Raw genomic sequence first — 26,758 nt, 5'->3', positions numbered from 1 at the left:
GAACTGTTCTCGTTTAACTTTGCAACAGCCGATAAGCGTAGGCGCTTGATGATGGAGCGTTAGCTCCCGTGCCACTCTAGAAAGGAGGTGATCCAGCCGCACCTTCCGATACGGCTACCTTGTTACGACTTCACCCCAGTCACGAATCCTACCGTGGTAAGCGCCCTCCTTGCGGTTAAGCTACCTACTTCTGGTAAAACCCGCTCCCATGGTGTGACGGGCGGTGTGTACAAGACCCGGGAACGTATTCACCGCGGCATGCTGATCCGCGATTACTAGCGATTCCAACTTCACGCAGTCGAGTTGCAGACTGCGATCCGGACTACGATACACTTTCTGGGATTAGCTCCCCCTCGCGGGTTGGCGGCCCTCTGTATGTACCATTGTATGACGTGTGAAGCCCTACCCATAAGGGCCATGAGGACTTGACGTCATCCCCACCTTCCTCCGGTTTGTCACCGGCAGTCTCATTAGAGTGCTCTTGCGTAGCAACTAATGACAAGGGTTGCGCTCGTTGCGGGACTTAACCCAACATCTCACGACACGAGCTGACGACAGCCATGCAGCACCTGTGTTCAGGCTCCCTTTCGGGCACCCTCCAATCTCTCGGAGGTTCCTGACATGTCAAGGGTAGGTAAGGTTTTTCGCGTTGCATCGAATTAATCCACATCATCCACCGCTTGTGCGGGTCCCCGTCAATTCCTTTGAGTTTTAATCTTGCGACCGTACTCCCCAGGCGGTCTACTTCACGCGTTAGCTGCGTTACCAAGTCAATTAAGACCCGACAACTAGTAGACATCGTTTAGGGCGTGGACTACCAGGGTATCTAATCCTGTTTGCTCCCCACGCTTTCGTGCATGAGCGTCAATCTTGACCCAGGGGGCTGCCTTCGCCATCGGTGTTCCTCCACATCTCTACGCATTTCACTGCTACACGTGGAATTCTACCCCCCTCTGCCAGATTCAAGCCTTGCAGTCTCCATCGCAATTCCCAGGTTAAGCCCGGGGCTTTCACGACAGACTTACAAAACCGCCTGCGCACGCTTTACGCCCAGTAATTCCGATTAACGCTTGCACCCTACGTATTACCGCGGCTGCTGGCACGTAGTTAGCCGGTGCTTATTCTTCAGGTACCGTCATTAGCCCCAGATATTAGCTGAGGCCGTTTCTTCCCTGACAAAAGAGCTTTACAACCCGAAGGCCTTCTTCACTCACGCGGCATTGCTGGATCAGGCTTGCGCCCATTGTCCAAAATTCCCCACTGCTGCCTCCCGTAGGAGTCTGGGCCGTGTCTCAGTCCCAGTGTGGCTGGTCGTCCTCTCAGACCAGCTACTGATCGTCGCCTTGGTGAGCCTTTACCTCACCAACTAGCTAATCAGATATCGGCCGCTCCAGGAGCATGAGGTCTTGCGATCCCCCACTTTCATCCTTAGATCGTATGCGGTATTAGCGTAACTTTCGCTACGTTATCCCCCACTCTTGGGTACGTTCCGATATATTACTCACCCGTTCGCCACTCGCCGCCAGGTTGCCCCGCGCTGCCGTTCGACTTGCATGTGTAAAGCATGCCGCCAGCGTTCAATCTGAGCCAGGATCAAACTCTTCAGTTTAATTCCTGTTTTTGCTGCTTTCGCAGCATGTCGCTCACTCAAAATACTGACCGTTACTCATTGCTGAGCAACGTATTTCTTTTGCGTGAACATTTGATAATTTAAGCATTCAGCAGCACTTACGTGACTGCTGGCACTTCATCAAACGCCCACACTTATCGACTGTTTATTGTTAAAGAGCTTCGTATTCGGTACTGCCTTGCTGCGTTTGCGAATCGTTTTGTTCGTCAGCAGCAGAGAAGTGAGATTATGCAGTACTTCGCTTAACTCGTCAACCCCTCGTCTGTTTTGTCGCGCCGTCGTTTCCGACTCATTTCATGCGCTGCAAAACAGGACGCGCACTATAACAACCCCCGTGCCGTTACGCAAGCACCGTTGCAACAGCGCGACTTCGACGCATCCACCATCTAATTGACGTTTAGGCAATAATCGCGAATACTGGACTAGAAAATATATCAATCCGCCCGAAGGACACCGGTGACCCTCGACGCCAACCAGATCCTGGCTCTCGCGCCCGATCCCGCCTCGGCCAAGGCCGGCAGCCAGTTGGCGACGCCCCGGAACTGGTCGAATCTGGGCACGAGCGACTGCGCCCTGTGGGGCGAATGCCAGGGCAGCGGCAAGACACCCTATCGCACCCAGATCGACCTCGGCGGTCCCGCATTCAAATGCACGTGTCCCAGCCGCAAATTCCCCTGCAAGCATGGCCTCGGCCTGTACCTGCTGCGCGCGGCCGAACCGTCCCTGTTCGGCCAGGCGGCGGCGCCGGCCTGGGTGAGCGACTGGCTGGAGGGCCGCCAGACGCGCCAGGAAAAGAAGGCGACCGTAAAAGATGCCGGCCCGGAAGCCGCCGCCCAGGCCCGCAAGCGTGAAGAAAAGCGCGAAGACAAAGTCAGCGCCGGCCTGGCGGAACTGCAGACCTGGCTGCACGACCTCGCGCGCGAAGGTCTCGCCTCCGTGCGCTCGCGCGGCCAGGGCTTTTGGGATGCAATCGCCGCGCGCATGGCCGATGCCCAGGCGGCCCCGGTCGCACGCCGTCTGCGCCGCGCGGGCAGCATGCTGTACCAATCCGGCCTGCGCAATGCCGAGAGCCTCGTCGCGAACGAACTCGCATCGCTCTACTTGCTGGCCCAGGCATGGCAACGCATCGACGAGTTGACGCCCGCGCTGCAGGCGGACGTACGCGCCCTGCTCGGGTGGACGATGAGCCAGGACGAGGTGCTGCGCCAGCCCGCCGTCACCGACCGCTGGCGCGTGCTCGCCCAATGCACGTTCGACGACGAGCGCCTGCGCGTGCGCTCGACCTGGCTGCTGGGCGCCGCGACGGGACGCTGGGCCGTGCACGTCCAGTACGCCGTCGGCACGCAGGGCTTCGAACAACAGCTCGCGCCGGGCACGGCGTTCGACGGCGACTTGTGCTTCTATCCGAGCGCCTGGCCGCTGCGCGCGCAGATCCGGCGCCAGGATGACGTGCAACCCCTGTCCGCCATCGAAGAACCGTCCAGCCTCGACACCTTGCAAGACACGTACGCGGACGCCCTCGCCGCACAGCCTTTCCTGGAACGCCATCCTGTGCTGCTCGGCGGTCTCGTGCCGGACGGTGCGGACCACGGCATCGTCCGCGATGCGCATGGCCGCCGCATCGCCCTGCATCCGTCCTTCCGCCAACCGCTGCACCTGCTGGCCCTCTCCGGCGGCCATCCGCTCACCGTCTGCGGCGAATGGGATGGACGCATGCTGCTGCCGCTCGCCGTCTGGCACGACGGACGGCTCTATAACATCGACAGCGACCTTCCATGAACGACGACGCGCGCCAGCTACAGCAGTTGTTAAAAATCGGGATGGCCCGCGCCGGCCGTCCGCCCGCCGGGCTCCCCGCGCCGCTCGATGCGCTGCTGCCCCATGATGCCGCGGCGGTGCCGGAAGGGGCGCTGTGGCTGTCGCTCGGCGCTCTCGACCTGTGGGAGCGCAGCGGTTTCATCGCGCCCGACCAGCCCGCGCAGATGCCGCAGCCCGCCGTCGCGCCCGACACGCTCCGCCCCTGTCCGCCCCGTGCGCAGGCCGTCATGACCCTGCTGCTGCGCGGGCTGCATCCGGCCGGCCTGGAAGCGCAGTGGCTCCGGCTACTGCACCGCCATGGCGGTTACCTGCCCGCGCACATGCTGCCCAAGCTGCTCGATGCGGCCACGCGCCAGCCCACGCTGCGTCCCACGCTGCTGCCCGTGCTGGGCGAACGGGGACGTTGGCTCGCTCACCTGCAGCCGGAGTGGAACTGGGCCGTGGACACCGATACGGACGCTGCACCGTGGGAAACCGGCACGCCTGAACAGCGCGTCACCGTGCTGCGCCACTGGCGTGCGCGCGACCCGCAGGCGGCACTTGCTGCGCTTGCCGCGGTATGGAGCAGCGAACCGCCGGACCAGCGCGCGGCCCTGCTGGCCGCCCTTGCCGTCGGACTGGGTCCGGACGACGAAGCCTTCCTCGAAGCGGCACTCGACGACCGCCGCAAGGAAGTGCGTGCCGCCGCCCAGCGCCTGCACCCGCGCCTGCCCGGATCGCGGCTGGCGCAACGCATGGAGGGTCGGGTGCTGCCGCTGCTGCGGATCGAATCCGACCGCATCGAACTGACCCTGCCCGCAGCGCTGGACGCGGCCATGCGGCGCGACGGCATCGGCGCCACGCCGCATCACGGCCTGGGAGAAAAGGCCGGGTGGGTCGTCGACATGCTGGCCGCCGTCGATCCGGACGTATGGCCCCGCCGTTTTGAGCGCACGCCGCATGCCTGCCTCGAACTCGCGGCGCACAGCGAATTCGCCGCCGTGTTCGTGCGCGGCTGGGCGCTGGCCGTGCAGCGCCAGGATGGCGTACGCGCATGGCTGCGCGACTTCCTTATCTGGTCGGTCGGCGCCCGCCCATCCCTGCGCGAGGCCGTGCCCGACAGCCTGTTCGACCTGGCCGCGGCGCACTTTGCGCAGGACGGCGCCCTGTTCGATGCGCTGGCCGGTAAGTGGATCGGCGACGGCTTCCCGATGCGGCTGCTGTCGCGCCTCGCCGCGGGCGCATCGCACGCCTGGCCCGAGGACATGAGCCGGCGCGCACTGGAGCGGCTGCGCACATCGCTGCTGCCGCTGCCCGACATGGGCCACCCGTGGCTCGTGCGCCAGATGCTGTCCGGCCTCGCCCTCGTGCTCGATCCGGCGGCCACCGTCGCGCTGGAAGACGACCTGCGCACCGCCTGGCAGCCCGACGCCGAATGGACCAACGCCGTCGACGACTTCTTCGATCTCGTGCGCCTGCGCCACGAGATGACCCTTTCATTCAAGGAGCCAGCATGACCGCCACCTCTTCCGTCCTCCGCCAGCACGCCGAGCAGCAGTACGCCGACGAGCTGGAAGCGCTGATCGCCTTTGACGCGCGCCAGCGCCCGCCGCGCTGGAAGATGTCGCCGTGGGCCGTCTCCACGTATCTGCTGGGCGGCCAGCTGGAGAACGGCGCGACGATCAGCGCCAAGTACATCGGCAATCCGCGCGTGATCGAGATCGCCGTCGCCACGCTCGCCACCGACCGCGCCCTGCTGCTGCTCGGCGTGCCGGGCACCGCGAAATCCTGGGTGTCCGAACACCTCGCGGCTGCGATCAGCGGCGACTCCACGCTCGTCGTGCACGGTACCGCCGGCACCAGCGAGGAAGCCGTGCGCTATGGCTGGAATTACGCGCAGCTGCTGGCCAAGGGCCCATCGCAGGAAGCCGTCGTCCCGAGCCCCGTGATGCGCGCCATGCGCACGGGACGCATCGCCCGCATCGAGGAACTCACGCGCATGCCGGGCGAGGTGCAGGACAGCCTGATCTCGATCCTGTCCGAGAAGGTCTTGCCGATCGCGGAACTGGACGACGAGGTGCTGGCCGAGAAGGGCTTCAACATCATCGCCACCGCGAACGACCGCGACCGCGGCGTGAACGAGCTGTCGAGCGCATTGAAGCGCCGCTTCAATACCGTCGTGCTGCCGCCGCCGCGTACGGCCGACGAGGAAGTGCGCATCGTCGAGACGCGCGTGGCCAGCATCGGCCGCGCATTGGAGCTGCCGGCCGAGACGCCGGCGCTGGAAGAGATCCGCCGCATCGTCACCGTGTTCCGCGAACTGCGCGAAGGCGTGACGAGCGACGGCAAGACGAAGCTGAAGGTCCCCAGCGCCAGCATGAGCACCGCCGAGGCGATCTCCGTCGTTACCCACGGCCTGTCGCTGGCGGCGCACTTCGGCGACGGCGTCCTGCGGGGCGCGGACCTCGCGGCCGGCATGGTCGGCGCGATCGTCAAGGATCCGCTGCAGGACCGTGTGGCGATGCTCGAATACCTGGAGACCGTCGTCAAGGAACGCGACGACTGGAAGGATTTGTACCGCGCCTGCCGCGACGTGATGGCGTGAGCGCGCGATGAGCGTCCACCTGTTCGGCGTCCGCCACCACGGCCCCGGTTGCGCGCGCAGCCTGGCGGCGGCATTGTCCGCCCTGGCGCCGGACTGCATCCTCGTCGAAGGTCCGCCGGAAGCGGATGCGCTGGCGCCCTTTGCCGGCCATGCGGAGCTGGTGCCGCCGGTGGCCCTTCTGCTGTACGCGCCGGCCGATCCGCAGCGCGCCGTGTTTTACCCGTTCGCCGAGTATTCGCCGGAATGGCAGGCGCTCCGCCATGCCTCGGAACACGGCGTGATTCTGCGCTTCTGCGACCTGCCGCAGGCGTACCGCTTCGCGCTGCGTGCCGCGGACGACAAGAAGGACGACGACATCCAGGACGACCCGCTGCGCTGGTTCGCGCAGGCGGCCGGCTACGGCGACACGGAGACCTGGTGGGATCACCTCGTCGAACAGCGTGGCGACAGCCTGGACCTGTTCGCCGCCATCGCCGAGATGATGACGGCGCTGCGCAACGAAGCCGGGCCGCCGTCCGACGATATCGAAACGAAGCGCGAAGCATGGATGCGCACGGCGATCCGCCAGGCCGTCAAGGAAGGCCGCGAGCGCATCGCCGTCGTGTGCGGCGCATGGCACGTCCCGGCGCTGGCAACCATGCCCAGCGCGAAGAGCGACGCCGATCTGCTGAAAGGCCTGGCGAAGGAAAAGATCGCGGCCACGTGGGTCCCGTGGACGCACGGCCGCCTCACGTTCTCCAGCGGCTACGGCGCGGGCGTGACGGCGCCGGGCTGGTATCGCCACCTGTGGCGCCATCGCGAGCGCGCCGGCCTGCACTGGCTGACGGAAGTCGCGACGCTCCTCCGCAAGCACGACCTCGACGCGTCTTCCGCGCATGTGATCGAAGCCGCGCGCCTGGCCGACACGCTGGCCGCATTGCGCGACCGTCCACGTCCGGGTCTGGACGAATTGATGGAAGCCGTGCGCGCCGTGTTCTGCTACGACAGCGACGCGCCGCTGCGCCTGATCCGGCGCGAGCTGCTCGTCGACGAGGCGTTGGGGAGTGTCCCGGACGAGGTCCCGGCCGTGCCGCTCGCGCAGGACGTGGCCGCGCAGCAGAAGCGCTTGCGCATGCCGGTGCGTGCGGACATGACTGAACTCGACCTCGACCTGCGCCAGCCGGCTCACCTGGAAAAAAGCGTGCTGCTGCATCGTCTTGCCCTGCTGGGCGTCCCGTGGGGACGGCAGCTCGAGGTGCGCGGCCGGACGGGCACCTTCCACGAACAATGGCAGCTCGCGTGGGAGCCGGAATTCGCCGTCGACCTGATCGCCGCCAGCCGCTGGGGCGCCACCCTGGAAAGCGCGGCGACGGCGCTGGCGGCCGACCGCGCGGCGCAGGCGCACACGCTGCCCGAACTCACGCGCCTCATGGAGACGATCCTGCTGGCCGACCTGCGCGCGGCCGTCGATCCGCTGATGGCGCGCATCCAGGAAGTGGGCACGTTGACGCCCGACCTCGGGCTGCTGCTGGCGGCGCTGCCGTCACTCGTCAACGTGCTGCGCTACGGCAGCGCGCGCAATGTCGACACGCAGGCGCTGGGGAGCGTCGTCGACGGCCTCATGGCGCGCGCGTGCATCGCGCTGCCGTACGGCCTGCGCGGCGTCGCGGACGATGCGGCGGCCGCGCTGCTCGGCCAGATCATCGCGGCCGACCAGGCCGTGCGCCTCCTGCAGAACGAGACGCATGCGGCGGCATGGTTCGACGCACTGGAATCCGGCGCGACGAGCGATTTGTCGCATCCGCTGCTGGCGGGACGGTGCGGTCGTATCCTCACCGAACAGGGGCGCTGGGACAGCGAACGCGCCGCGCGCCAGCTCGCGCTGCGCTGTTCGCCGACAGTCGCTCCGCTCGTCACCGCGCACTGGCTCGAAGGTTTTTTACAGGGGAGCGGCGCCCTGCTCGCGCACAGCGACCCGTTGTGGAATATCGTGAACGGCTGGCTGCTTGCGCAGCCGGACCACGTGTTCACGGAACTGCTGCCGCTGCTGCGCCGCACGGTCGCCACGTTCAGCGCACCGGAGCGGCGCGAACTGGGCCAGCGCGCGGCACAGGCGGGTGGCATGATCGCGCAATCGACACCGGCGACGGCCGTCGATCCGGTGCGTGCGCGACGCGTGCTGCCCATCCTGCACACGCTGTTCGGGACCCAGTCATTCCAGGAGACCGTCCATGACGAATGAAAACGAAGCGGCGCGCCGCTGGCGCCTCGTGCTGGGCCAGGACGCGGGCGAATCGCTCACGCTGGGCGGATCCGATGCCGCCATCGATGCGGCACTCGACGCGCTGTACGGCGCCGGTCCGGACACGCGCAGCGGCGGGCTCGGTGGATCGGCACCGCGCGTGGCGCGCTGGCTGGGCGACATCCGCCAGTACTTCCCGTCCAGCGTCGTGCAGGTGATGCAGAAGGATGCGTTCGACCGCCTCGGCCTGCAGCAGATGCTGTGCGAACCGGAGATGCTGGCGGCCGTCGAGCCGGACGTGCACCTCGTCGCGACGCTCCTGAGCCTGAACCGCGTCCTGCCGAACAAGACGCGCGCGACGGCCCGCGCGGTCGTCGCGAAGGTCGTCGAGGAACTGGAAAGGAAGCTCGCGACGCCGATGCGCCAGGCCGTGTCGGGAAGCCTGAACCGGGCCACGCGCAATCTGCGGCCGCGCCACCAGGACATCGACTGGCTGCGCACCATCCGCGCCAACCTGCGGCACTATCAACCGGACTACCGGACGATCATCCCCGAGACGCGCATCGGCTACGGCCGGCGCGGGCGCTCGCTGCGCGACATCGTGCTGTGCGTGGACCAGAGCGGGTCGATGGCGCCGTCCGTCGTGTACGCGAGCGTGTTCGCGGCGGTCCTCGCGAGCATCAAGGCGGTGACGACGTCGGTGGTCGTGTTCGACACGGCCGTCGTCGACCTGACACCGCTGCTGCACGACCCGGTCGAGGTCCTGTTCGGCACGCAGCTGGGCGGCGGCACGGACATCAACCGCGCGCTCGCGTATTGCCAGGGCCTCGTCACGCGGCCGCAGGACACGATCTTCGTCCTGATCAGCGACTTGTACGAGGGCGGCAACAACGCGGAGATGCTGCGGCGCGCGGCGAGCCTCGTGGGCAGCGGCGCGCAGGTGATATCTCTGCTCGCGCTGGACGACAGCGGCGCGCCTTCGTACGACCGCAACAATGCCGCGAAGCTCGCTGCGATGGGCATCCCCTGCTTCGCCTGCACGCCCGACCTGTTCCCCGACCTGATGGCGGCCGCGATCCAGCGGCACAGCCTCGAACAATGGGCGTCGCAGGCAGGCATCGTCCACGCGTGATGGCGCGCCGTTTCAATCGTGCGGGCGGTTGAATACTGCCGTGTTTGGCGCTACTGTCATCCCATGGACGATCAAGCTTCTCAACAAAAAAAGAACGACCAGGAAATGCGCAACATCATCGAAGAAGCGCGCTGCATTCTCCCTGGCCTGCAGGCGGTGTTCGGTTTCCAGACGATCGCCGTGTTCAACGAACGGTTCAACGACCTTGCGCTGTATGCGCAGGCCTGCCACATGGTCGGCCTCGCCTTGATGGTGATTACGATGGCCCTGCTGATGACGCCGGCCGTGTATTACCGCGCCCAGCACGGTTACGCGACGTCGCACATGGTCAGGGTGTCGCGCAAGGCCATCCGTGGTGCGTTGATGCCACTGGCTCTTGGGCTATCGCTCGACATGTTGACGGTCGTGTCGCTTGCAACCGACATGCTCTCGCTCAGCATCGCTGCCGCGGTTGCCTCCCTCTTCCTGTTTGTGGGACTCTGGTACCTCATTCCGCGCCGCGACCCGATCCAGGTCGGCGAACCGCAATCCTGACGCGATCATTGCCGCGGCCGTGTTGTGTGAGGCGCCGAACAGATGTGGGCGCTTGCACCCGGATAATGCTCCTGTGTCCACGGCATCGTGGACAAGGATTTTACGAACTGGGCGACACTGGCCTACCTTCAAGTTCCGATATCGGGGGGAGCACAGACGGTGGCGAGTGTTTGCCCAGCCGTTCATGCAGCGGCGACGCGACGATCGCGCGCCCGCTGTGACGGCTGGAAGCGGTGCAACCGTGGGCGTTTGCCGATGTCGAAGCCTGAAGCGCTTTGATTCCACGGAGGCAAGCATGAGCCTGACACTGACCTCGGCCGACTTCACGCCCGGCGGCCCCATCCCCGCCATCCACACGTGCGACGGCGCGAACACGTCGCCCGCACTGTCGTGGTCCGGCGCCCCACCCGATACCCGCAGCCTCGTCCTCATCATCGACGACCCGGACGCGCCCGATCCCGCGGCGCCGAAAATGACCTGGGTGCACTGGGTCCTCTACAACCTGCCGCCGCAAGCGAACCACCTTCCCGCCGGGATACGCGAAGCGGAACTGCCGCGCGGCACGCAAACCGGCCTGAACGATTTCAAGAACACGCGCTACGGCGGGCCGTGCCCACCCATCGGACGGCATCGCTACATACATAAACTGTATGCGCTCGACACCGTGTTGCCCGACCTGCGCCACCCGACCAAGCCCCAGCTGGAACAGGCGATGCAGGGACATGTGAAGGCGCAGGCGGAACTGATCGGCACGTATCAGCGCGGTCACTGATCCGCGCGAATGAAATCGACGAAGGCGCGGAGCGGCGCGGGGACGAGCCTGCGGCCCGGATAGTAGAGATACGGACCGGAAAAGGACGGCCACCACGGTTCCAGCACGGGCTCGAGCTGGCCCCGCTCGATATACGGGCGCAGCCAGTCCTCGAACAGGTAGACGATCCCCGTGCCGGCAACGGCCGCGGCTATCTTCAGGTCGAGGGCGCCGCCCACCTGGACAAGCAATTGTCCGGCCGGATCGATCGTCACTGTCTCGCCGTCGCGCTCGAACGTCCAGCGGATGACCGCGCCGCTGGCGAAGCGGGCGCGCATGCAGGCGTGGTCCAGCAGGTCGCGCGGATGCTGTGGGCGGCCGCGCCGGTCGAGATAGTCCGGTGCCGCCGCCGCGGCCATGCGCTGGACCGGTGGGCCGATCGGTACGGCGATCATGTCCTGCTCGAGCTTTTCCTCGTAGCGGATGCCCGCATCGCAACCGGCCGCGAGCACGTCGACGAAGCTTTCGTCCGCGATCACTTCCAGGCGGATCTCGGGATACGCGGCGAGGAAGCGCGGCACGATAGACGGGAGCACGAGCCGCGCGGCACTCATCGGTACATTGAGCTTGAGGGTGCCGGTGGGCGTGTCGCGAAAACCATTCACGACGTCAAGTGCGCTTTCGACTTCGTTGAGCACGGGATCCAGGCGCGCGAGCAGGCTGCGGCCCGCTTCCGTCGGAACGACGCTGCGCGTGGTGCGGTTGAGCAGGCGCACGCCGAGCTTCGCTTCGAGACGCCGCACCGCATCGCTGAGGCCGGATGCGCTGCCGCTCGTCGCCCGCGCCGCATCGCGGAAGCCGCCGGCGCGCGCGACGGCGACGAAGGCGGACAGGTCGCCGAGATCGACTTTCATGTGTTTTTCATTGTCCGTTTTGACGTACAGCCCATGCGGATTATGCCGGATTGTCCTGAGATCGGTGTGGCTTTATCGTGGATGCACTGTTCACTGTTCATTAAAGGAGAATTTGATGTCCACCACCTACCAACTCGGCGACCGCACCGTCCGGCGCCTCGGCTATGGCGCCATGCAACTGGCGGGGCCCGGCGTCTTCGGGCCGCCGCGGGATCGGGAAGGCGCGCTCGCCGTGCTGCGCGACGCGGTGGCGCTCGGCGTCAACCACATCGATACGTCGGATTTCTATGGGCCGCACATTACCAATCAGCTGATCCGGGAAGCGTTGCATCCGTATCCGGACGACCTCGTCATCGTCACGAAGGTCAGCGCGCGACGCGACGCCCAAGGTGCGTGGCTGCCGGCCACGTCGCCCAAGGAACTGCGCCAAGCCGTGCACGACAACCTGCGCAATCTCGGCCTAGACGTGCTGGAGGTGGTCAATTTCCGCAGCATGTTGGACGTCCATGGTCCGGCGGAAGGATCGCTCGAAGAACAGGTGACGACACTGGCGGAACTGCGCGAGGAAGGTCTCATCAAGCACGTCGGCCTGAGCAATGTGACGATGAAACAGGTCGAGGACGCGCGGCGCATCGTGCCCATCGCGTGCGTGCAGAACATGTACAACCTCGTGCACCGGAATGATGACGCGATGATCGATGCCCTGGCGCGCGACGGTATTCCATATGTGCCGTTCTTCCCGCTCGGTGGCTTTTCGCCGCTGCAGTCGGATGCGTTGTCGGCCGTCGCGGCGGAGCTCGGTGCCACGCCGATGCAGGTGGCGATCGCGTGGCTGTTGCAGCGGTCGCCGAACATCCTGCTGATTCCAGGCACATCGTCGAGTGCGCACCTGCGCGAGAACCTGAAGGCGGCAGATCTCGTGTTGTCTTCGGATGTGCTGGCGAAGCTCGATCGGATCTAGAAAGCAAAAAGCCCGCTCAGTGCATACTGAGCGGGCTTTTCTTAATAACTAGCCTGACGATAACCTACTTTCACACTGGTTGCAGCACTATCATCGGCGCAGAGTCTTTTCACGGTCCTGTTCGGGATGGGAAGGGGTGGTACAGACTTGCTATGGTCATCAGGCATAACTTGTACGGGTATCGTCTATGTGGACGCTACCCTGAATCTGGAAGAAGTAGTTTTAATCTGTTGTCTCAACAAACAGCTGAACCCTTGCGTTGGCATGACTGCCAAGGTTATAGGGACAAGCCGTACGGGCAATTAGTATCAGTTAGCTTAATGCATTACTGCACTTCCACACCTGACCTATCAACGTCCTGGTCTCGAACGACCCTTCAAGGAGCTCAAGGCTCCGGGAAATCTCATCTCAAGGCGAGTTTCCCGCTTAGATGCTTTCAGCGGTTATCTCTTCCGAACTTAGCTACCCGGCAATGCCACTGGCGTGACAACCGGTACACCAGAGGTTCGTCCACTCCGGTCCTCTCGTACTAGGAGCAGCCCCCTTCAAATTTCCAACGCCCACGGCAGATAGGGACCAAACTGTCTCACGACGTTTTAAACCCAGCTCACGTACCACTTTAAATGGCGAACAGCCATACCCTTGGGACCGGCTACAGCCCCAGGATGTGATGAGCCGACATCGAGGTGCCAAACTCCCCCGTCGATATGAACTCTTGGGAGGAATCAGCCTGTTATCCCCAGAGTACCTTTTATCCGTTGAGCGATGGCCCTTCCATACAGAACCACCGGATCACTATGTCCTACTTTCGTACCTGCTCGACTTGTCGGTCTCGCAGTTAAGCACGCTTATGCCATTGCACTATTAGCACGATGTCCGACCGTACCTAGCGTACCTTCGAACTCCTCCGTTACACTTTAGGAGGAGACCGCCCCAGTCAAACTGCCTACCATGCACTGTCCCCGACCCGGATCACGGGCCAAGGTTAGAACCTCAAACGAACCAGGGTGGTATTTCAAGGTTGGCTCCACGAGAACTGGCGTCCCCGCTTCAAAGCCTCCCACCTATCCTACACAGATTGGTTCAAAGTCCAATGCAAAGCTACAGTAAAGGTTCATGGGGTCTTTCCGTCTAGCCGCGGGTAGATTGCATCATCACAAACATTTCAACTTCGCTGAGTCTCGGGAGGAGACAGTGTGGCCATCGTTACGCCATTCGTGCAGGTCGGAACTTACCCGACAAGGAATTTCGCTACCTTAGGACCGTTATAGTTACGGCCGCCGTTTACTGGGACTTCAATCAAGAGCTTGCACCCCATCATTTAATCTTCCAGCACCGGGCAGGCGTCACACCCTATACGTCCACTTTCGTGTTTGCAGAGTGCTGTGTTTTTATTAAACAGTCGCAGCCACCAGTTTATTGCAACCCTTTCACCCTTCTGCAGTAAAGCAGTCAAGCTACCGGGGCGTACCTTATCCCGAAGTTACGGTACCAATTTGCCGAGTTCCTTCTCCCGAGTTCTCTCAAGCGCCTTAGAATACTCATCTCGCCCACCTGTGTCGGTTTGCGGTACGGTCTCGTATGACTGAAGCTTAGAGGCTTTTCTTGGAACCACTTCCGATTGCTTCGTGCCACAAGGGCACACGTCTCGACCCCTTGAATTACGCGCCCGGATTTGCCTAAGCGCCTTCTATGAGTCAAAAACCAGCTATTCCAACAGCTGGACAACCTTCCGCGATCCGTCCCCCCATCGCATCATACGACGGTGCAGGAATATTAACCTGCTTCCCATCAGCTACGCATCTCTGCCTCGCCTTAGGGGCCGACTCACCCTGCTCCGATGAACGTTGAACAGGAAACCTTGGGCTTTCGGCGAGAGGGCTTTTCACCCTCTTTATCGCTACTCATGTCAGCATTCGCACTTCCGATACCTCCAGCATCCTTTACAAGACACCTTCTCAGGCTTACGGAACGCTCTCCTACCATATGTGCAAGCACATATCCGCAGCTTCGGTGACTGGCTTAGCCCCGTTACATCTTCCGCGCAGGACGACTCGATCAGTGAGCTATTACGCTTTCTTTAAATGATGGCTGCTTCTAAGCCAACATCCTGACTGTTTTAGCCTTCCCACTTCGTTTTCCACTTAGCCAATCTTTGGGACCTTAGCTGGCGGTCTGGGTTGTTTCCCTCTTGACGCCGGACGTTAGCACCCGACGTCTGTCTCCCAAGCTCGCACTCATCGGTATTCGGAGTTTGCAATGGTTTGGTAAGTCGCAATGACCCCTAGCCATAACAGTGCTCTACCCCCGATGGTGATACTTGAGGCACTACCTAAATAGTTTTCGGAGAGAACCAGCTATTTCCAGGTTTGTTTAGCCTTTCACCCCTACCCACAGCTCATCCCCTAATTTTTCAACATTAGTGGGTTCGGACCTCCAGGGCGTGTTACCGCACCTTCATCCTGGCCATGGGTAGATCACCTGGTTTCGGGTCTACACCCAGCGACTGTCGCCCTGTTCGGACTCGATTTCTCTACGGCTCCCCTATTCGGTTAACCTCGCCACTGAATGTAAGTCGCTGACCCATTATACAAAAGGTACGCCGTCACCCCACGAAGGGGCTCCGACTGTTTGTATGCACACGGTTTCAGGATCTATTTCACTCCCCTCCCGGGGTTCTTTTCGCCTTTCCCTCACGGTACTGGTTCACTATCGGTCGATTACGAGTATTTAGCCTTGGAGGATGGTCCCCCCATATTCAGACAGGATTTCTCGTGTCCCGCCCTACTTGTCGTACGCTTAGTACCACCGGTCTGATTTCGTGTACGGGGCTATCACCCGCTATGGCTCCTGTTTCCAAAGGATTCCACTATCAGTCCGACTATCACGTACAAGGCTCATCCCATTTCGCTCGCCACTACTTTGGGAATCTCGGTTGATTTCTTTTCCTGCAGCTACTTAGATGTTTCAGTTCGCCGCGTTCGCTTTGCATACCTATGTATTCAGTATGCAATGACCTAAAAGGCCGGGTTTCCCCATTCGGAAATCTGCGGATCAAAGTGTGTTTGCTCACTCCCCGCAGCTTATCGCAAGCTACTACGTCCTTCATCGCCTGTAATCGCCAAGGCATCCACCATGTGCACTTATTCACTTGTCCCTATAACGTTGGCCCCTGCATGAGTATCAGGGAACGTCATATCGACAAGGATTCAGCTTACTTTGTTTGTTGATACATACAGATTACTACCCTAAGTGTGCATCTGATCGTTAGACCAGCTACACGCTTAAAGAAAACTTTACTTCTTCCAGATTGTTAAAGAACGAGAACTACACTTATCGAAACTCAGCGTCGCTGGGCTTTGATAAATATAGTGATAAACAGTCGAATGGTGGAGGATGACGGGATCGAACCGACGACCCCCTGCTTGCAAAGCAGGTGCTCTCCCAGCTGAGCTAATCCCCCATTTTGGTAACTGGTGGGTCTGGTTGGATTCGAACCAACGACCCCCGCGTTATCAACACGGTGCTCTAACCGACTGAGCTACAGACCCGAACTGTTCTCGTTTAACTTTGCAACAGCCGATAAGCGTAGGCGCTTGATGATGGAGCGTAAGCTCCCGTGCCACTCTAGAAAGGAGGTGATCCAGCCGCACCTTCCGATACGGCTACCTTGTTACGACTTCACCCCAGTCACGAATCCTACCGTGGTAAGCGCCCTCCTTGCGGTTAAGCTACCTACTTCTGGTAAAACCCGCTCCCATGGTGTGACGGGCGGTGTGTACAAGACCCGGGAACGTATTCACCGCGGCATGCTGATCCGCGATTACTAGCGATTCCAACTTCACGCAGTCGAGTTGCAGACTGCGATCCGGACTACGATACACTTTCTGGGATTAGCTCCCCCTCGCGGGTTGGCGGCCCTCTGTATGTACCATTGTATGACGTGTGAAGCCCTACCCATAAGGGCCATGAGGACTTGACGTCATCCCCACCTTCCTCCGGTTTGTCACCGGCAGTCTCATTAGAGTGCTCTTGCGTAGCAACTAATGACAAGGGTTGCGCTCGTTGCGGGACTTAACCCAACATCTCACGACACGAGCTGACGACAGCCATGCAGCACCTGTGTTCAGGCTCCCTTTCGGGCACCCTCCAATCTCTCGGAGGTTCCTGACATGTCAAGGGTAGGTAAGGTTTTTCGCGTTGCATCGAATTAATCCACATCATCCACCGCTTGTGCGGGTCCCCGTCAATTCCTTTGAGTTTTAATCTTGCGACCGTACTCCCCAGGCGGTCTACTTCACGCGTTAGCTGCGTTACCAAGTCAATTAAGACCCGACAACTAGTAGACATCGTTTAGGGCGTGGACTACCAGGGTATCTAATCCTGTTTGCTCCCCACGCTTTCGTGCATGAGCGTCAATCTTGACCCAGGGGGCTGCCTTCGCCATCGGTGTTCCTCCACATCTCTACGCATTTCACTGCTACACGTGGAATTCTACCCCCCTCTGCCAGATTCAAGCCTTGCAGTCTCCATCGCAATTCCCAGGTTAAGCCCGGGGCTTTCACGACAGACTTACAAAACCGCCTGCGCACGCTTTACGCCCAGTAATTCCGATTAACGCTTGCACCCTACGTATTACCGCGGCTGCTGGCACGTAGTTAGCCGGTGCTTATTCTTCAGGTACCGTCATTAGCCCCAGATATTAGCTGAGACCGTTTCTTCCCTGACAAAAGAGCTTTACAACCCGAAGGCCTTCTTCACTCACGCGGCATTGCTGGATCAGGCTTGCGCCCATTGTCCAAAATTCCCCACTGCTGCCTCCCGTAGGAGTCTGGGCCGTGTCTCAGTCCCAGTGTGGCTGGTCGTCCTCTCAGACCAGCTACTGATCGTCGCCTTGGTGAGCCTTTACCTCACCAACTAGCTAATCAGATATCGGCCGCTCCAGGAGCATGAGGTCTTGCGATCCCCCACTTTCATCCATAGATCGTATGCGGTATTAGCGTAACTTTCGCTACGTTATCCCCCACTCTTGGGTACGTTCCGATATATTACTCACCCGTTCGCCACTCGCCGCCAGGTTGCCCCGCGCTGCCGTTCGACTTGCATGTGTAAAGCATGCCGCCAGCGTTCAATCTGAGCCAGGATCAAACTCTTCAGTTTAATTCCTGTTTTTGCTGCTTTCGCAGCATGTCGCTCACTCAAAATACTGACCGTTACTCATTGCTGAGCAACGTATTTCTTTTGTGTGAACATTTGATAATTTAAGCATTCAGCAGCCGCTTACGCGACTGCTGGCACTTCATCAAACGCCCACACTTATCGACTGTTTATTGTTAAAGAACTGTATTCGGTACTGCCTTGCTGCGTTTGCGAATCGTTTTGTTCGTCAGCAGCAGAGAAGCGAGATTATGCAGTGTTTCGCGATGTTCGTCAACTTCTTTTTATTCCCATCGAAGCGCTCAGAACCGTTTGAAGGCCTGTCGTTTGCGACGAGGGACCGAATGATACCAGCGTCGCATACAGACCGCAAGTCCCGCTACAATGCACCCTTTGCCGTCCACCCCGCACCGCCATGACCATCCTGCTCTCCACCCTCAACGCCCGCTACGCCCACGCTTCGCTCGGGCTGCGCTACCTGCTGGCCAATATGGGCGCGCTGCAGGAACAGACGAGCCTGATGGAATTCGTCATCGGCGCCAAGACCGTGGAGGTCGTGGAACGGCTGCTGGCGAAAAAGCCGCGCATCGTCGGCTTCGGCATCTATATATGGAACGTCGAGGAGACGACGAAGGTCGTCGCGATGCTCAAGCGCGTCGCGCCCGAGGTGACGGTCGTGCTGGGCGGGCCGGAAGTCTCGTACGAGACGAACGAACAGGAGATCGCCCGCCTGGCCGACTACGTCGTCACCGGCTGGGGCGACATCACCTTCCCCAAGCTGTGCGGCGACATCCTCAATGGTCCCAAGCCGATCATGAAGATCCATGCGGGCGTCCAGCCCCCGATGGCGGACATCACCCTGCCGTACACGCTATATACGGACGAGGACATCGCCCACCGCACCCTCTACGTGGAAGCGTCGCGCGGCTGCCCGTTCAAGTGCGAGTTCTGCCTGTCGTCGCTGGACAAGACGGCCTGGCCGTTCGGTATCGACACCTTCCTCGCGGAGATGGAGACGCTGTACCAGCGCGGCGCACGATTATTCAAATTCGTCGACCGCACGTTCAACCTGAACGTCAAGACGAGCCAGCGCATCATGCAGTTCTTCCTCGATAAGATCGCGGCCACCCCGGACGATCCGGTCTACGCACACTTCGAACTGGTCCCGGACCACCTGCCGGAAGCGCTGAAGGCGACGATCGCGCAATTCCCGCCCGGCGCCCTGCAGTTCGAGATCGGCATCCAGAGCTTCAACCCGGAAGTGCAGACGCTCGTCAGCCGGCGCCAGGACAATGCCAAGGCCGCGGACAACATCCGCTGGCTGACGACGCAGTCCCACGCTCACCTGCACGTGGACCTGATCGCCGGCCTGCCGGGCGAAGACGTCGAGTCGTTCGCGCGCGGTTTCGACCAGCTAGTCGCCCTCGGTCCGCACGAGATCCAGTTCGGCATCCTCAAGCGCCTGCGCGGCACGCCCATCATCCGGCACACGGAACCGTACAAGATGGTGTACGAGCCGTACCCGCCGTACGCCGTGCTGGCGACCGACCGCATCGACTTCGCCACCATGCAGCGCCTAGTGCGCTTTGCCCGCTACTGGGACCTGGTCGCGAACTCCGGCCGCTTCGCCCACACAATCAAGGTGCTGCTGGGCGACAGCCCGTTCGCCAACTTCATGGCGTTCTCGGACTGGATCTATACCCAGCTCGACGCCACCCACCGTATCGCGCTTGACCGCCTGGCGAAGCTGGTGCAGGCCTGGCTGCAGCGCCAGGGCATGCCGGCGGCGGACGCCGCCGCCCTCCTCGCCAGCGATTACGCCGGCAGCGCCCACAAACCGGCGGAGAAGACGACGCACGCCGCTCCCGAGCGCCAGGTCCGCCATCTGGCAGCGTAAATATAGAAAGTTCGACGGCAATGTGCGCCACCGAACGCTATCCGATCACGGTAACGTAGCGCTGGTGGCGGCAGTCGCGAATCTCTTTTACACTGCCGCAATGCGGATTGAAAATGCGCCAACATTAACCATCGAGCATCCAGACGCCGGCGCGGGGCAATCCGTGGTGGCGCGCGGCGTATGGCAGGTCCACGCGTTTTCCCGGCGCGGATTCAAGGACATCGAAAAGACGCTGAAAGCCCTGGCGGGCAAGCCGGTCACCTGGGACCTGTCCGAGATCGCCAGCCTCGATCACATCGGCGCCCAGCTGTTCTGGAGTTCCTGGGGCAAGCGCCGCCCCGAGCAGCTGAAGCTCGACCCGAAGCAGGAAGAACTCTTCGAGCGCATCGAAAAATCCGGCCAGATCGAGCTGCCGCGCACCCGCAAGAGCCACCTGCAATGGGTGATCACGCTGGGCGGCGGCGTGCTCTCTTTCTTCGAACACCTGCGCGGCGGGATCACCCTGATCGGCCAGGTGGTGCAGGACATCGGCCGCTTCATCCGCCATCCGCTGTCCGGGCCGTGGCGCGAAATCTCGGCCAACATCTACCACTCCGGCTTCCAGGCGCTCGGCATCACGGCACTCGTGGGCTTCCTGATCGGCGTCGTGCTGTCGTACCTGTCGGCGCAGCAGCTGCGCACGTTCGGCGGCGACATCTACCTCGTCAACATCCTCGGCATGAGCATCATCCGCGAACTGGGCCCGCTGCTCGCGGCGATCCTCGTCGCGGGCCGCTCCGGGTCGTCGATCACGGCGCAGCTGGGCGTGATGCGCGTGACGGAGGAACTCGACGCGATGCTCGTGATGGGCATCTCGCACGGCTACCGGCTCATCATGCCCAAGGTGGTCGCGCTCGCGCTGGCGATGCCGCTGCTCGTCGTGTGGACGGATGCGATGGCCCTGATCGGCGGCATGGTCTCCGCGAAGATCGAACTGAACCTGACGATGCGCTACTTCATCCAGAAGCTGCCGTCCGCCGTGCCGATCGTGAACTACACCATCGGCCTCGGGAAGGGCGTCGCATTCGGGATGCTGATCGCGCTCGTGTCCTGCCACTTCGGCCTGCGCATCAAGCCGAACACGGAAAGCCTGGGCCGCGGCACGACGACGTCGGTCGTCACCGCGATCACCGTCGTGATCCTGGCCGACGCCGTGTTCGCGATCGTCTTCTCGGGAGTGGGCTTCTGATGGAGAAACCCCAGCGCCCGCCACAGCAGCTGAACCGCAAACCCGAGGAAGACGTCGGGCCGCCGGTCGTCCAGATCCGCGACCTGTGGACGCGCTTCGGCCGCACCGTCGTCCACCAGGACCTGAATCTCGACATCTATTCGGGCGAGATCCTGTCCATCGTGGGCGGCTCCGGCACCGGCAAGACTGTCCTGCTGCGCCAGATGCTCGGCCTGGAGCGGCCGTCCAGCGGGTGCGTCAGGGTGTTCGGCGAAGACGTCAGCAGCGCCAGCCCGGAGCAGCTGCAGCGCATGCGCAACCACTGGGGCATGCTGTTCCAGCAGGGCGCACTGTATTCGGCGCTGACCGTGTTCGACAACATCGCCCTGCCGCTGCGCGAACTGCGCGCGCTGCCCGAGGACGTCGTGCGCGCCGCCGTGCTGCTCAAGATGGACATGGTCGGCCTCGGTCCGGGCGACGCGAACAAGATGCCGTCCGACCTGTCGGGCGGGATGATCAAGCGCGCGGCCCTCGCACGTGCGCTCGCGCTCGAGCCGCAGCTGCTGTTCCTCGACGAGCCGACGGCGGGCCTCGACCCGGACCTGTCGGATTCGTTCGTGGCGCTGATCCAGACCCTGCACAGCGAACTGAAACTGACCGTCGTGATGGTCACGCACGACCTGGACACGCTGTTCGCGCTGTCCTCGCGCATCGCCGTGCTGGCGGAGAAGCACGTGATCGCGGTGGGACCGTCGTGCGACGTGCTGCGCGTGCAGCACCCCTTCATCAAACACTTTTTCCTGGGGCCGCGCGGCCAGCGGGCGCTGGAAGTGCTGGAAGAGCGCATCGCAAGAAAGGAGTCGGAAGACTGACATGGAAAACAGATCGTATGCCCTCATGACGGGCTTCTTCACGGTCGCGCTGCTCGTCGCGGCCATCCTGATCGGCCTGTGGCTGAACCGCGACCGCACGACGATGCATCCGTACGAGATCGTCACCACGCAGACCATCCCCGGCCTGAACCCGCAGGCCACGGTGCGCTACCGCGGCCTGGAAGTCGGGCGCGTGGACGACATCGTGTTCGACCCGCGCGTGACGGGCCAGATCCTCATCAAGCTCTCGATCGAGGAAGGCGCGCCCGTCACGCAGACGACGTTCGCCTCGCTCGGCTACCAGGGCGTGACCGGCATCGCCTTCATCCAGCTGGACGACGACCGCACCGGCTCCCCGCTGCTGCAGAGCGACAAGAACCACGTGGCGCGCATCCCGCTGCGTCCCGGCCTGCTCGACCAGCTGGAAAAGCGCGGCCTCGCGATCCTGGAAAAGACGGAGCGCATCACGGACAGCCTGAACAACGTGCTGAGTAAGGAAAACCAGGACAAGCTCACGGGCGCCTTCGACAGCATCAACAAGGCCGCCGCCGCGTATGCCGAAATCCCGGGCCAGTTGCAGCCGACGCTGGCCCGCCTGCCCGCGCTGGCGGACAAGCTGGACCGCACGATGGGCTCCGTACAAGGGCTGTCCAGCAGCGTCACCGCCGCCGCGAACAACTACGACCGCCTCGCGACGAGCCTGCAGGCGCCGGGCGGCCCGGTCGAACGCGCCGGCGCGGCCATCGATTCGCTGGGCGGCGTCACGTCCGACCTCGAGCTGCAAACGCTGCCGCACGTCGTCGACATGGCCGACGAGGCGAAGACGTCGCTGCGCGCCGTACGCCGTACCGTGACGAACCTGGGCGACCGCCCGCAAAGCATCCTGTTCGGCGCGCCGTCCGCCGAACCCGGCCCGGGCGAACCCGGCTTCGTCCCCCCGACCAAATGAGGAACCCGGCGACCATGCATCCGATCCGCACTATTCTCGCTGCCGCCCTGGCCCTGACCTTGTCCGCCTGCGCCTCGCAAAAGGGCCAGCCGACCACGCAATTCGACTTCGGCCCGGCCACGTCCGCGCAAACGCAGGCGCAGGGCACGCTCGGTGCGGTCGTCGTCACCGACGTCACCGGCTCGAGTGCCCTGGACAACGAGCGCATGTTCTACCGCCTCAGTTATGCCGACGCGCTGCAGGCCCGCACCTATGCAAACAGCCGCTGGACGGCGAATCCGTTGCAATTACTGACGCAGCGCTTCAAGACGCGGCTCGCGCAGGCGGGCGCGCGCGTGCTGTCGGAAACGGATGCGGCCAGCGGCATCCCGCTGCTGCGCATCGACGTCGATGAATTCATCCAGGACTTCGGCGGCGTGAGCCAGAGCACCGGCGTCGTTGCCGTGCGCGCCTCCGTGTTCCAGGGCCATACGCTCGTCGACCAGAAGAGCTTCCGCCAGGCCGTCGCCGCGCCCAGCGCCGATGCGACCGGCGGCGCGCGCGCCCTCGCGGCCAGCACCGACGCCGTCGCGGCCGACATCGTGGCATGGCTGGGCACATTGAATCTCAACCGACGATGACCGAGACGGAAGACGCGGCCGGCCCGCGCGCCTCGCCGGTGGCGCGTGCGGCGCTGCTGGCCTATCTGCTGCTGATCGTCTACGCCAGCTGGTTCCCGTTTTCCGGCTGGCGCAGCAGCGGGCTGTCGCCGTTCGCCTTCCTCGTCCTGCAGATGCCGCGCTGGTGGACCGGCTTCGACGTGATGGTCAACATCGTCGGCTACATGCCGTTCGGGACCCTGATCGTGCTGGCCCTGCATCCGCGCGTGCGCGGCCTGTGGGCAGTCGCCATCGCGGCCGTCGTCGGCCTGCTCGTCTCGGGCACGATGGAGGTCGTGCAGAACTACCTGCCCAGCCGCGTGCCGTCGAGCCTCGACCTGCTGACCAACGCGGGCGGCTGCCTGGCGGGGGCGGTGATCGGCGCGTGGTTCGCCCCGATGCTGCTCGACCGCAGCCGTTTATATCTGCTGCGGCAGCGCTGGTTCGCGGCGCATGCGAGCCAGGGCCTCGTGCTCGTCGCGCTGTGGCCCCTGGCCCAGGTCTATCCGCAGAATTACCTGTTCGGCAACGGCCAGATCCTGCCGCTGGTGTCGGAATGGCTGTCCGACTGGCTCGACACGGACATCGACCTCGTGACCATGCTGCGCGGCGACGTGCCGATGAGCGTGGAGCAGTACTGGCTGTCCGAGACCATCATCACGGCGTGCGGCATGACGGGCGCCGCCCTCACCCTGCTGTGCCTCACGCGCCGCGGCGCGCCCCGGCTGTCGCTGATGCTGGCGCTGATCGGCGTCGGCATCGTCGTCAAAACGCTCGCCAGTTCCCTGTTCTTCGCGCCGGACAATGCGTTCGTGTGGGTCACGCCGGGCGCCGAAGGCGGTTTCCTGATCGGGCTGATCATGCTGGCCGGCCTCGCCTTCGCACCCCAGGTCGCCCAGCGGCGGCTGGCCGTCGTGACGCTCGTGCTGTCGCTCATCGTCGTCAATACGATTCCCGCCAACCCGTATTTCGTCTCCACGTTGCAGGCCTGGCAGCAGGGTAAATTCCTGAATTTCAACGGGGCCGCCCAGTTCCTCGACATGGCCTGGCCCGTCATCGCCCTGTGGTTCCTGCTGCTGCCGTCGCACCGGCTGAATCGACAATGAATTTAGCCCTGTTATCGGCGTATCATATGAAGGATAGCCCGAATCCGGAACCGACATGAACGACGACAAACCCTTTTATCAACATCACGTGTTCTTCTGCCTGAACGAGCGCGAAGGCAAGGACTGCCGCCCCAGCTGCGGCAAGAGCGGCGCGGAAGCGGCGCAGCAGCACGCCAAGAAGCGCGTCAAGGAACTTGGCCTGAATGGCCCTGGCCAGGTGCGCATCAACAAGGCCGGTTGCCTGGACCGCTGCGAGGAAGGCCCCGTCGTGGTCATCTACCCGCAGGGCACCTGGTACACCTACGTGGACAACTCCGACATCGACGAAATCATCGACCGCCACCTCGTCAAGGGCGAAGTGGTCGAGCGCCTGAAGATCTGACCGAAGTACGCAATGAACAAGAATTCGCACAAGTTTTACCTGACCGGCCGCGCCGGCAAGATGGAATGCCTGCTGGACGAACCGGAAGGCACGCCCGTCGGCATCGCATTGGTGGCACACCCGCACCCGCTGTACGGCGGCACGATGGACAATAAAGTCGCACAGACGCTGGCCCGCGCGTTCGTCGGCCTCGGCTACGTGACGGCGCGCTTCAACTTCCGCGGCGTGGGCGAGTCGGAAGGCGTGCATGACGAAGGCCGCGGCGAAGTGGACGACATGGAAATCATGCTCGACCACATGATCGAACGATATCCGGGCCTGCCGTACGCGCTGTCCGGCTTCTCGTTCGGCACCTTCGTGCAGGCGCAGTTGCAGCAACGCCTGATCCAGCAAGGCCGCCCGGCCGAGCGCCTGGCGCTGGTCGGCACGGCCGCCGGCAAGTGGCCGATGCCGGAGGTCCCGGCCGACACGATCCTGATCCACGGCGAACTTGACGATACGATACCGCTCGCGCACGTGTTCGACTGGGCGCGCCCGCTCGACATCCCCGTGACGGTGATTCCCGGCGCCGACCACTTCTTCCACCGCAAGCTCGTCCACATTAAAAATCTTGTCGCGCAATTGTGGCGACGTGACATTTGAGGCGAACGCTGGCCTATAATGATGCGATCTTCTTTCAAGGCAATGCTTACGGGCATTGCCATCGCAGCATCGTCTACTGTTCACCTCTGAATTGTCTTCCATGAAAAAGTTAATCGCGGCTCTCGCCGCCAGTGCCCTTTTGATGTCGGCCGCCCAAGCGCAGCAGGTGCCGGCCCCGCAAATCGCCGCCCGTTCGTGGCTGCTGCTGGACGCCACCAGCGGCCAGATCATCGCTTCGCAGGATCCGGATACCCGCATCGAGCCGGCCTCGCTCACCAAGGTCATGACGGCCTACGTCGTGTTCGAAGCCCTGCGCGACAAGAAGATCACGCTGGACCAGATGGTCAACGTGTCGGTCCGCGCGTGGAAGGTCGACGGCAGCAGCTCGAAGATGTTCATCGACCCCGCCACCCCGGTCAAGATCAACGACCTGCTGTACGGCCTGATGGTCCAGTCGGGCAATGACGCGGCCGTGGCGCTGGCCGAAGCCGTCGCCGGCGACGAAGCGACGTTCGTCACCCTGATGAACCGCGACGCCGAGCGCATGGGCATGAAGAACACCAGGTTCGCCAACCCGCACGGCCTGCCGTCGCCGGACAACTACTCGACCGCGCGCGACCTGTCGATCCTGGCATCGCGCGTCATCAAGGATTTCCCCGAGTTCTACAAGATCGACTCGGTCAAGGAATTCACGTACAACCGCATCAAGCAGCAGAACCGCAACCGCCTGCTGTGGCTGGACCCGACCGTGGACGGCATGAAGACGGGCCACACGGACGCGTCGGGCTTCTCGATGATCGCGTCGGCCCACCGTCCGAACGGCCCGGCCGGCGAGCGCCGCCTGATCTCGGTGCTGTCGGGCGCCACGTCGGACGGCAACCGCACGGCGGAAAGCCAGAAGCTCTTGAACTGGGGCTTCCAGAACTTCGACACCGTCAAGCTGTATGCGAAGGGCCAGGCGATCCTGACCCCGGAAATCTGGAAGGGTTCCAAGTCGAACGTGAAGATCGGCTTCCCGAACGACGTATGGGTGACCGTGCCGAAGGGTGTCGCGCAGAAGATGAAGCCGGTCCTGGAACGCAAGGATCCGCTGGTCGCGCCGCTGGCCCTGAACAGCCGCGTCGGCACGCTGAAGATGAACGTCGACGGCAAGCCGCTGCTGGCGCTGCCGGTGGTGGCGCTGGAAGAGGTGCAGGAGGCGTCGATCTTTGGCCGGGCGTGGGACTCGATGCGATTGTGGATGAAGTAATCACAACCCGCTCGTAAAAAACACCGTCGTTCCCGCGCAGGCGGGAACCCAAGCTTTGCATGCGTTCACGCAGCAATTGGGTTCCCGCCTCCGCGGGAACGACGTTTTTATACC

Annotated in this window: 18 protein-coding genes, 2 tRNA genes and 4 rRNA genes; 17 read left to right on the top strand and 7 right to left on the bottom strand. The window is 62.8% G+C overall.

Annotated features, from left to right (window positions below; genetic code table 11):
- Positions 1-80: 80 nt before the first annotated feature.
- Positions 81-1,609: ribosomal RNA gene (locus P0M04_RS10610) — 16S ribosomal RNA — on the bottom strand.
- Positions 1,610-2,086: 477 nt separating this feature from the next.
- On the opposite strand from P0M04_RS10610, the gene P0M04_RS10605 reads away from it, so the two are divergent.
- The 7 genes from P0M04_RS10605 to P0M04_RS10575 all read left to right on the top strand — a co-directional run bounded on the left by P0M04_RS10605 (position 2,087) and on the right by P0M04_RS10575 (position 10,691).
- Complete coding sequence (locus P0M04_RS10605; protein ID WP_259452969.1) at positions 2,087-3,409, top strand: SWIM zinc finger family protein; 1,323 nt, start codon at positions 2,087-2,089, stop codon at positions 3,407-3,409.
- Positions 3,406-4,944 (top strand): DUF5691 domain-containing protein, encoded by a 1,539-nt coding sequence (locus P0M04_RS10600; protein WP_259452970.1) that lies wholly within the window; start codon positions 3,406-3,408, stop codon positions 4,942-4,944. The genes P0M04_RS10605 and P0M04_RS10600 overlap by 4 nt, the downstream gene beginning before the upstream one ends.
- Entirely contained in the window at positions 4,941-6,032 is a 1,092-nt protein-coding gene (locus P0M04_RS10595; protein WP_259452971.1) for an ATP-binding protein, read from the top strand. Before P0M04_RS10600 ends, P0M04_RS10595 begins: the two co-directional genes overlap by 4 nt.
- Positions 6,033-6,039: 7 nt before the next feature.
- Positions 6,040-8,253 (top strand): DUF5682 family protein, encoded by a 2,214-nt coding sequence (locus P0M04_RS10590; RefSeq protein ID WP_259452972.1) that lies wholly within the window; start codon positions 6,040-6,042, stop codon positions 8,251-8,253.
- Entirely contained in the window at positions 8,243-9,385 is a 1,143-nt protein-coding gene (locus tag P0M04_RS10585; protein ID WP_259452973.1) for a VWA domain-containing protein, read from the top strand. Before P0M04_RS10590 ends, P0M04_RS10585 begins: the two co-directional genes overlap by 11 nt.
- A gap of 63 nt (positions 9,386-9,448) precedes the next feature.
- Positions 9,449-9,919, top strand: coding sequence for a DUF6328 family protein (locus tag P0M04_RS10580; RefSeq protein WP_259452974.1), 471 nt, complete (start codon positions 9,449-9,451; stop codon positions 9,917-9,919).
- A 295-nt stretch (positions 9,920-10,214) separates the two neighbouring features.
- Complete coding sequence (locus tag P0M04_RS10575) at positions 10,215-10,691, top strand: YbhB/YbcL family Raf kinase inhibitor-like protein (protein WP_259452975.1); 477 nt, start codon at positions 10,215-10,217, stop codon at positions 10,689-10,691.
- Here P0M04_RS10575 and P0M04_RS10570 read toward each other — a convergent pair.
- The gene (locus P0M04_RS10570; protein ID WP_259452976.1) at positions 10,685-11,584 is read right to left on the bottom strand and encodes a LysR family transcriptional regulator; all 900 of its coding nucleotides are present in this window, start codon (positions 11,582-11,584) and stop codon (positions 10,685-10,687) included. The genes P0M04_RS10575 and P0M04_RS10570 overlap by 7 nt on opposite strands.
- Positions 11,585-11,699: 115 nt before the next feature.
- On the opposite strand from P0M04_RS10570, the gene P0M04_RS10565 reads away from it, so the two are divergent.
- On the top strand, positions 11,700-12,545 hold the full coding sequence (locus P0M04_RS10565; RefSeq protein ID WP_281042401.1) for an aldo/keto reductase family oxidoreductase: 846 nt from the start codon (positions 11,700-11,702) through the stop codon (positions 12,543-12,545).
- Between the two features lie 51 nt (positions 12,546-12,596).
- Here the strand turns inward: P0M04_RS10565 and rrf are convergent.
- The 5 genes from rrf to P0M04_RS10540 all read right to left on the bottom strand — a co-directional run bounded on the left by rrf (position 12,597) and on the right by P0M04_RS10540 (position 17,705).
- Positions 12,597-12,709: ribosomal RNA gene (gene rrf / locus P0M04_RS10560) — 5S ribosomal RNA — on the bottom strand.
- 117 nt (positions 12,710-12,826) lie between these two features.
- Positions 12,827-15,702: ribosomal RNA gene (locus P0M04_RS10555) — 23S ribosomal RNA — on the bottom strand.
- Between the two features lie 230 nt (positions 15,703-15,932).
- A tRNA-Ala gene (locus P0M04_RS10550) sits at positions 15,933-16,008 on the bottom strand.
- 11 nt (positions 16,009-16,019) lie between these two features.
- Positions 16,020-16,096, bottom strand: a tRNA-Ile gene (locus P0M04_RS10545).
- Between the two features lie 80 nt (positions 16,097-16,176).
- Positions 16,177-17,705 (bottom strand): 16S ribosomal RNA (locus tag P0M04_RS10540).
- The 16S, 23S and 5S rRNA genes sit together here with 2 tRNA genes alongside, the layout of an rRNA operon.
- A gap of 412 nt (positions 17,706-18,117) precedes the next feature.
- Here P0M04_RS10540 and P0M04_RS10535 point away from each other — a divergent pair.
- The 9 genes from P0M04_RS10535 (at position 18,118) to P0M04_RS10495 (ending at position 26,644) form a co-directional block, all read left to right on the top strand.
- Positions 18,118-19,599, top strand: a complete 1,482-nt coding sequence (locus P0M04_RS10535) for a B12-binding domain-containing radical SAM protein (RefSeq protein WP_259452662.1) — start codon at positions 18,118-18,120, stop codon at positions 19,597-19,599.
- Positions 19,600-19,699: 100 nt separating this feature from the next.
- The gene (locus P0M04_RS10530) at positions 19,700-20,827 is read left to right on the top strand and encodes an MlaE family ABC transporter permease (RefSeq protein WP_259452661.1); all 1,128 of its coding nucleotides are present in this window, start codon (positions 19,700-19,702) and stop codon (positions 20,825-20,827) included.
- Positions 20,827-21,678, top strand: coding sequence for an ABC transporter ATP-binding protein (locus P0M04_RS10525; protein WP_259452660.1), 852 nt, complete (start codon positions 20,827-20,829; stop codon positions 21,676-21,678). The genes P0M04_RS10530 and P0M04_RS10525 overlap by 1 nt, the downstream gene beginning before the upstream one ends.
- 1 nt (position 21,679) lies before the next feature.
- Complete coding sequence (locus tag P0M04_RS10520) at positions 21,680-22,627, top strand: MlaD family protein (RefSeq protein WP_259452659.1); 948 nt, start codon at positions 21,680-21,682, stop codon at positions 22,625-22,627.
- 14 nt (positions 22,628-22,641) lie between these two features.
- Positions 22,642-23,247 (top strand): ABC-type transport auxiliary lipoprotein family protein, encoded by a 606-nt coding sequence (locus P0M04_RS10515; RefSeq protein ID WP_259452658.1) that lies wholly within the window; start codon positions 22,642-22,644, stop codon positions 23,245-23,247.
- Positions 23,244-24,371, top strand: a complete 1,128-nt coding sequence (locus P0M04_RS10510; protein ID WP_259452657.1) for a VanZ family protein — start codon at positions 23,244-23,246, stop codon at positions 24,369-24,371. Before P0M04_RS10515 ends, P0M04_RS10510 begins: the two co-directional genes overlap by 4 nt.
- Positions 24,372-24,426: 55 nt before the next feature.
- Positions 24,427-24,753, top strand: coding sequence for a (2Fe-2S) ferredoxin domain-containing protein (locus P0M04_RS10505; RefSeq protein WP_105380024.1), 327 nt, complete (start codon positions 24,427-24,429; stop codon positions 24,751-24,753).
- A 12-nt stretch (positions 24,754-24,765) separates the two neighbouring features.
- Complete coding sequence (locus P0M04_RS10500) at positions 24,766-25,395, top strand: alpha/beta hydrolase (RefSeq protein ID WP_259452656.1); 630 nt, start codon at positions 24,766-24,768, stop codon at positions 25,393-25,395.
- 100 nt (positions 25,396-25,495) lie between these two features.
- Complete coding sequence (locus P0M04_RS10495) at positions 25,496-26,644, top strand: D-alanyl-D-alanine carboxypeptidase family protein (protein ID WP_259452655.1); 1,149 nt, start codon at positions 25,496-25,498, stop codon at positions 26,642-26,644.
- Positions 26,645-26,758 lie beyond the last annotated feature (114 nt).

This window comes from Telluria mixta (assembly GCF_029223865.1).
GTDB lineage: Bacteria > Pseudomonadota > Gammaproteobacteria > Burkholderiales > Burkholderiaceae_D > Telluria > Telluria mixta.
The sequence above is the reverse complement of the archived record's forward strand: the minus strand, read 5'-3'. Positions and strand labels throughout refer to the sequence as shown.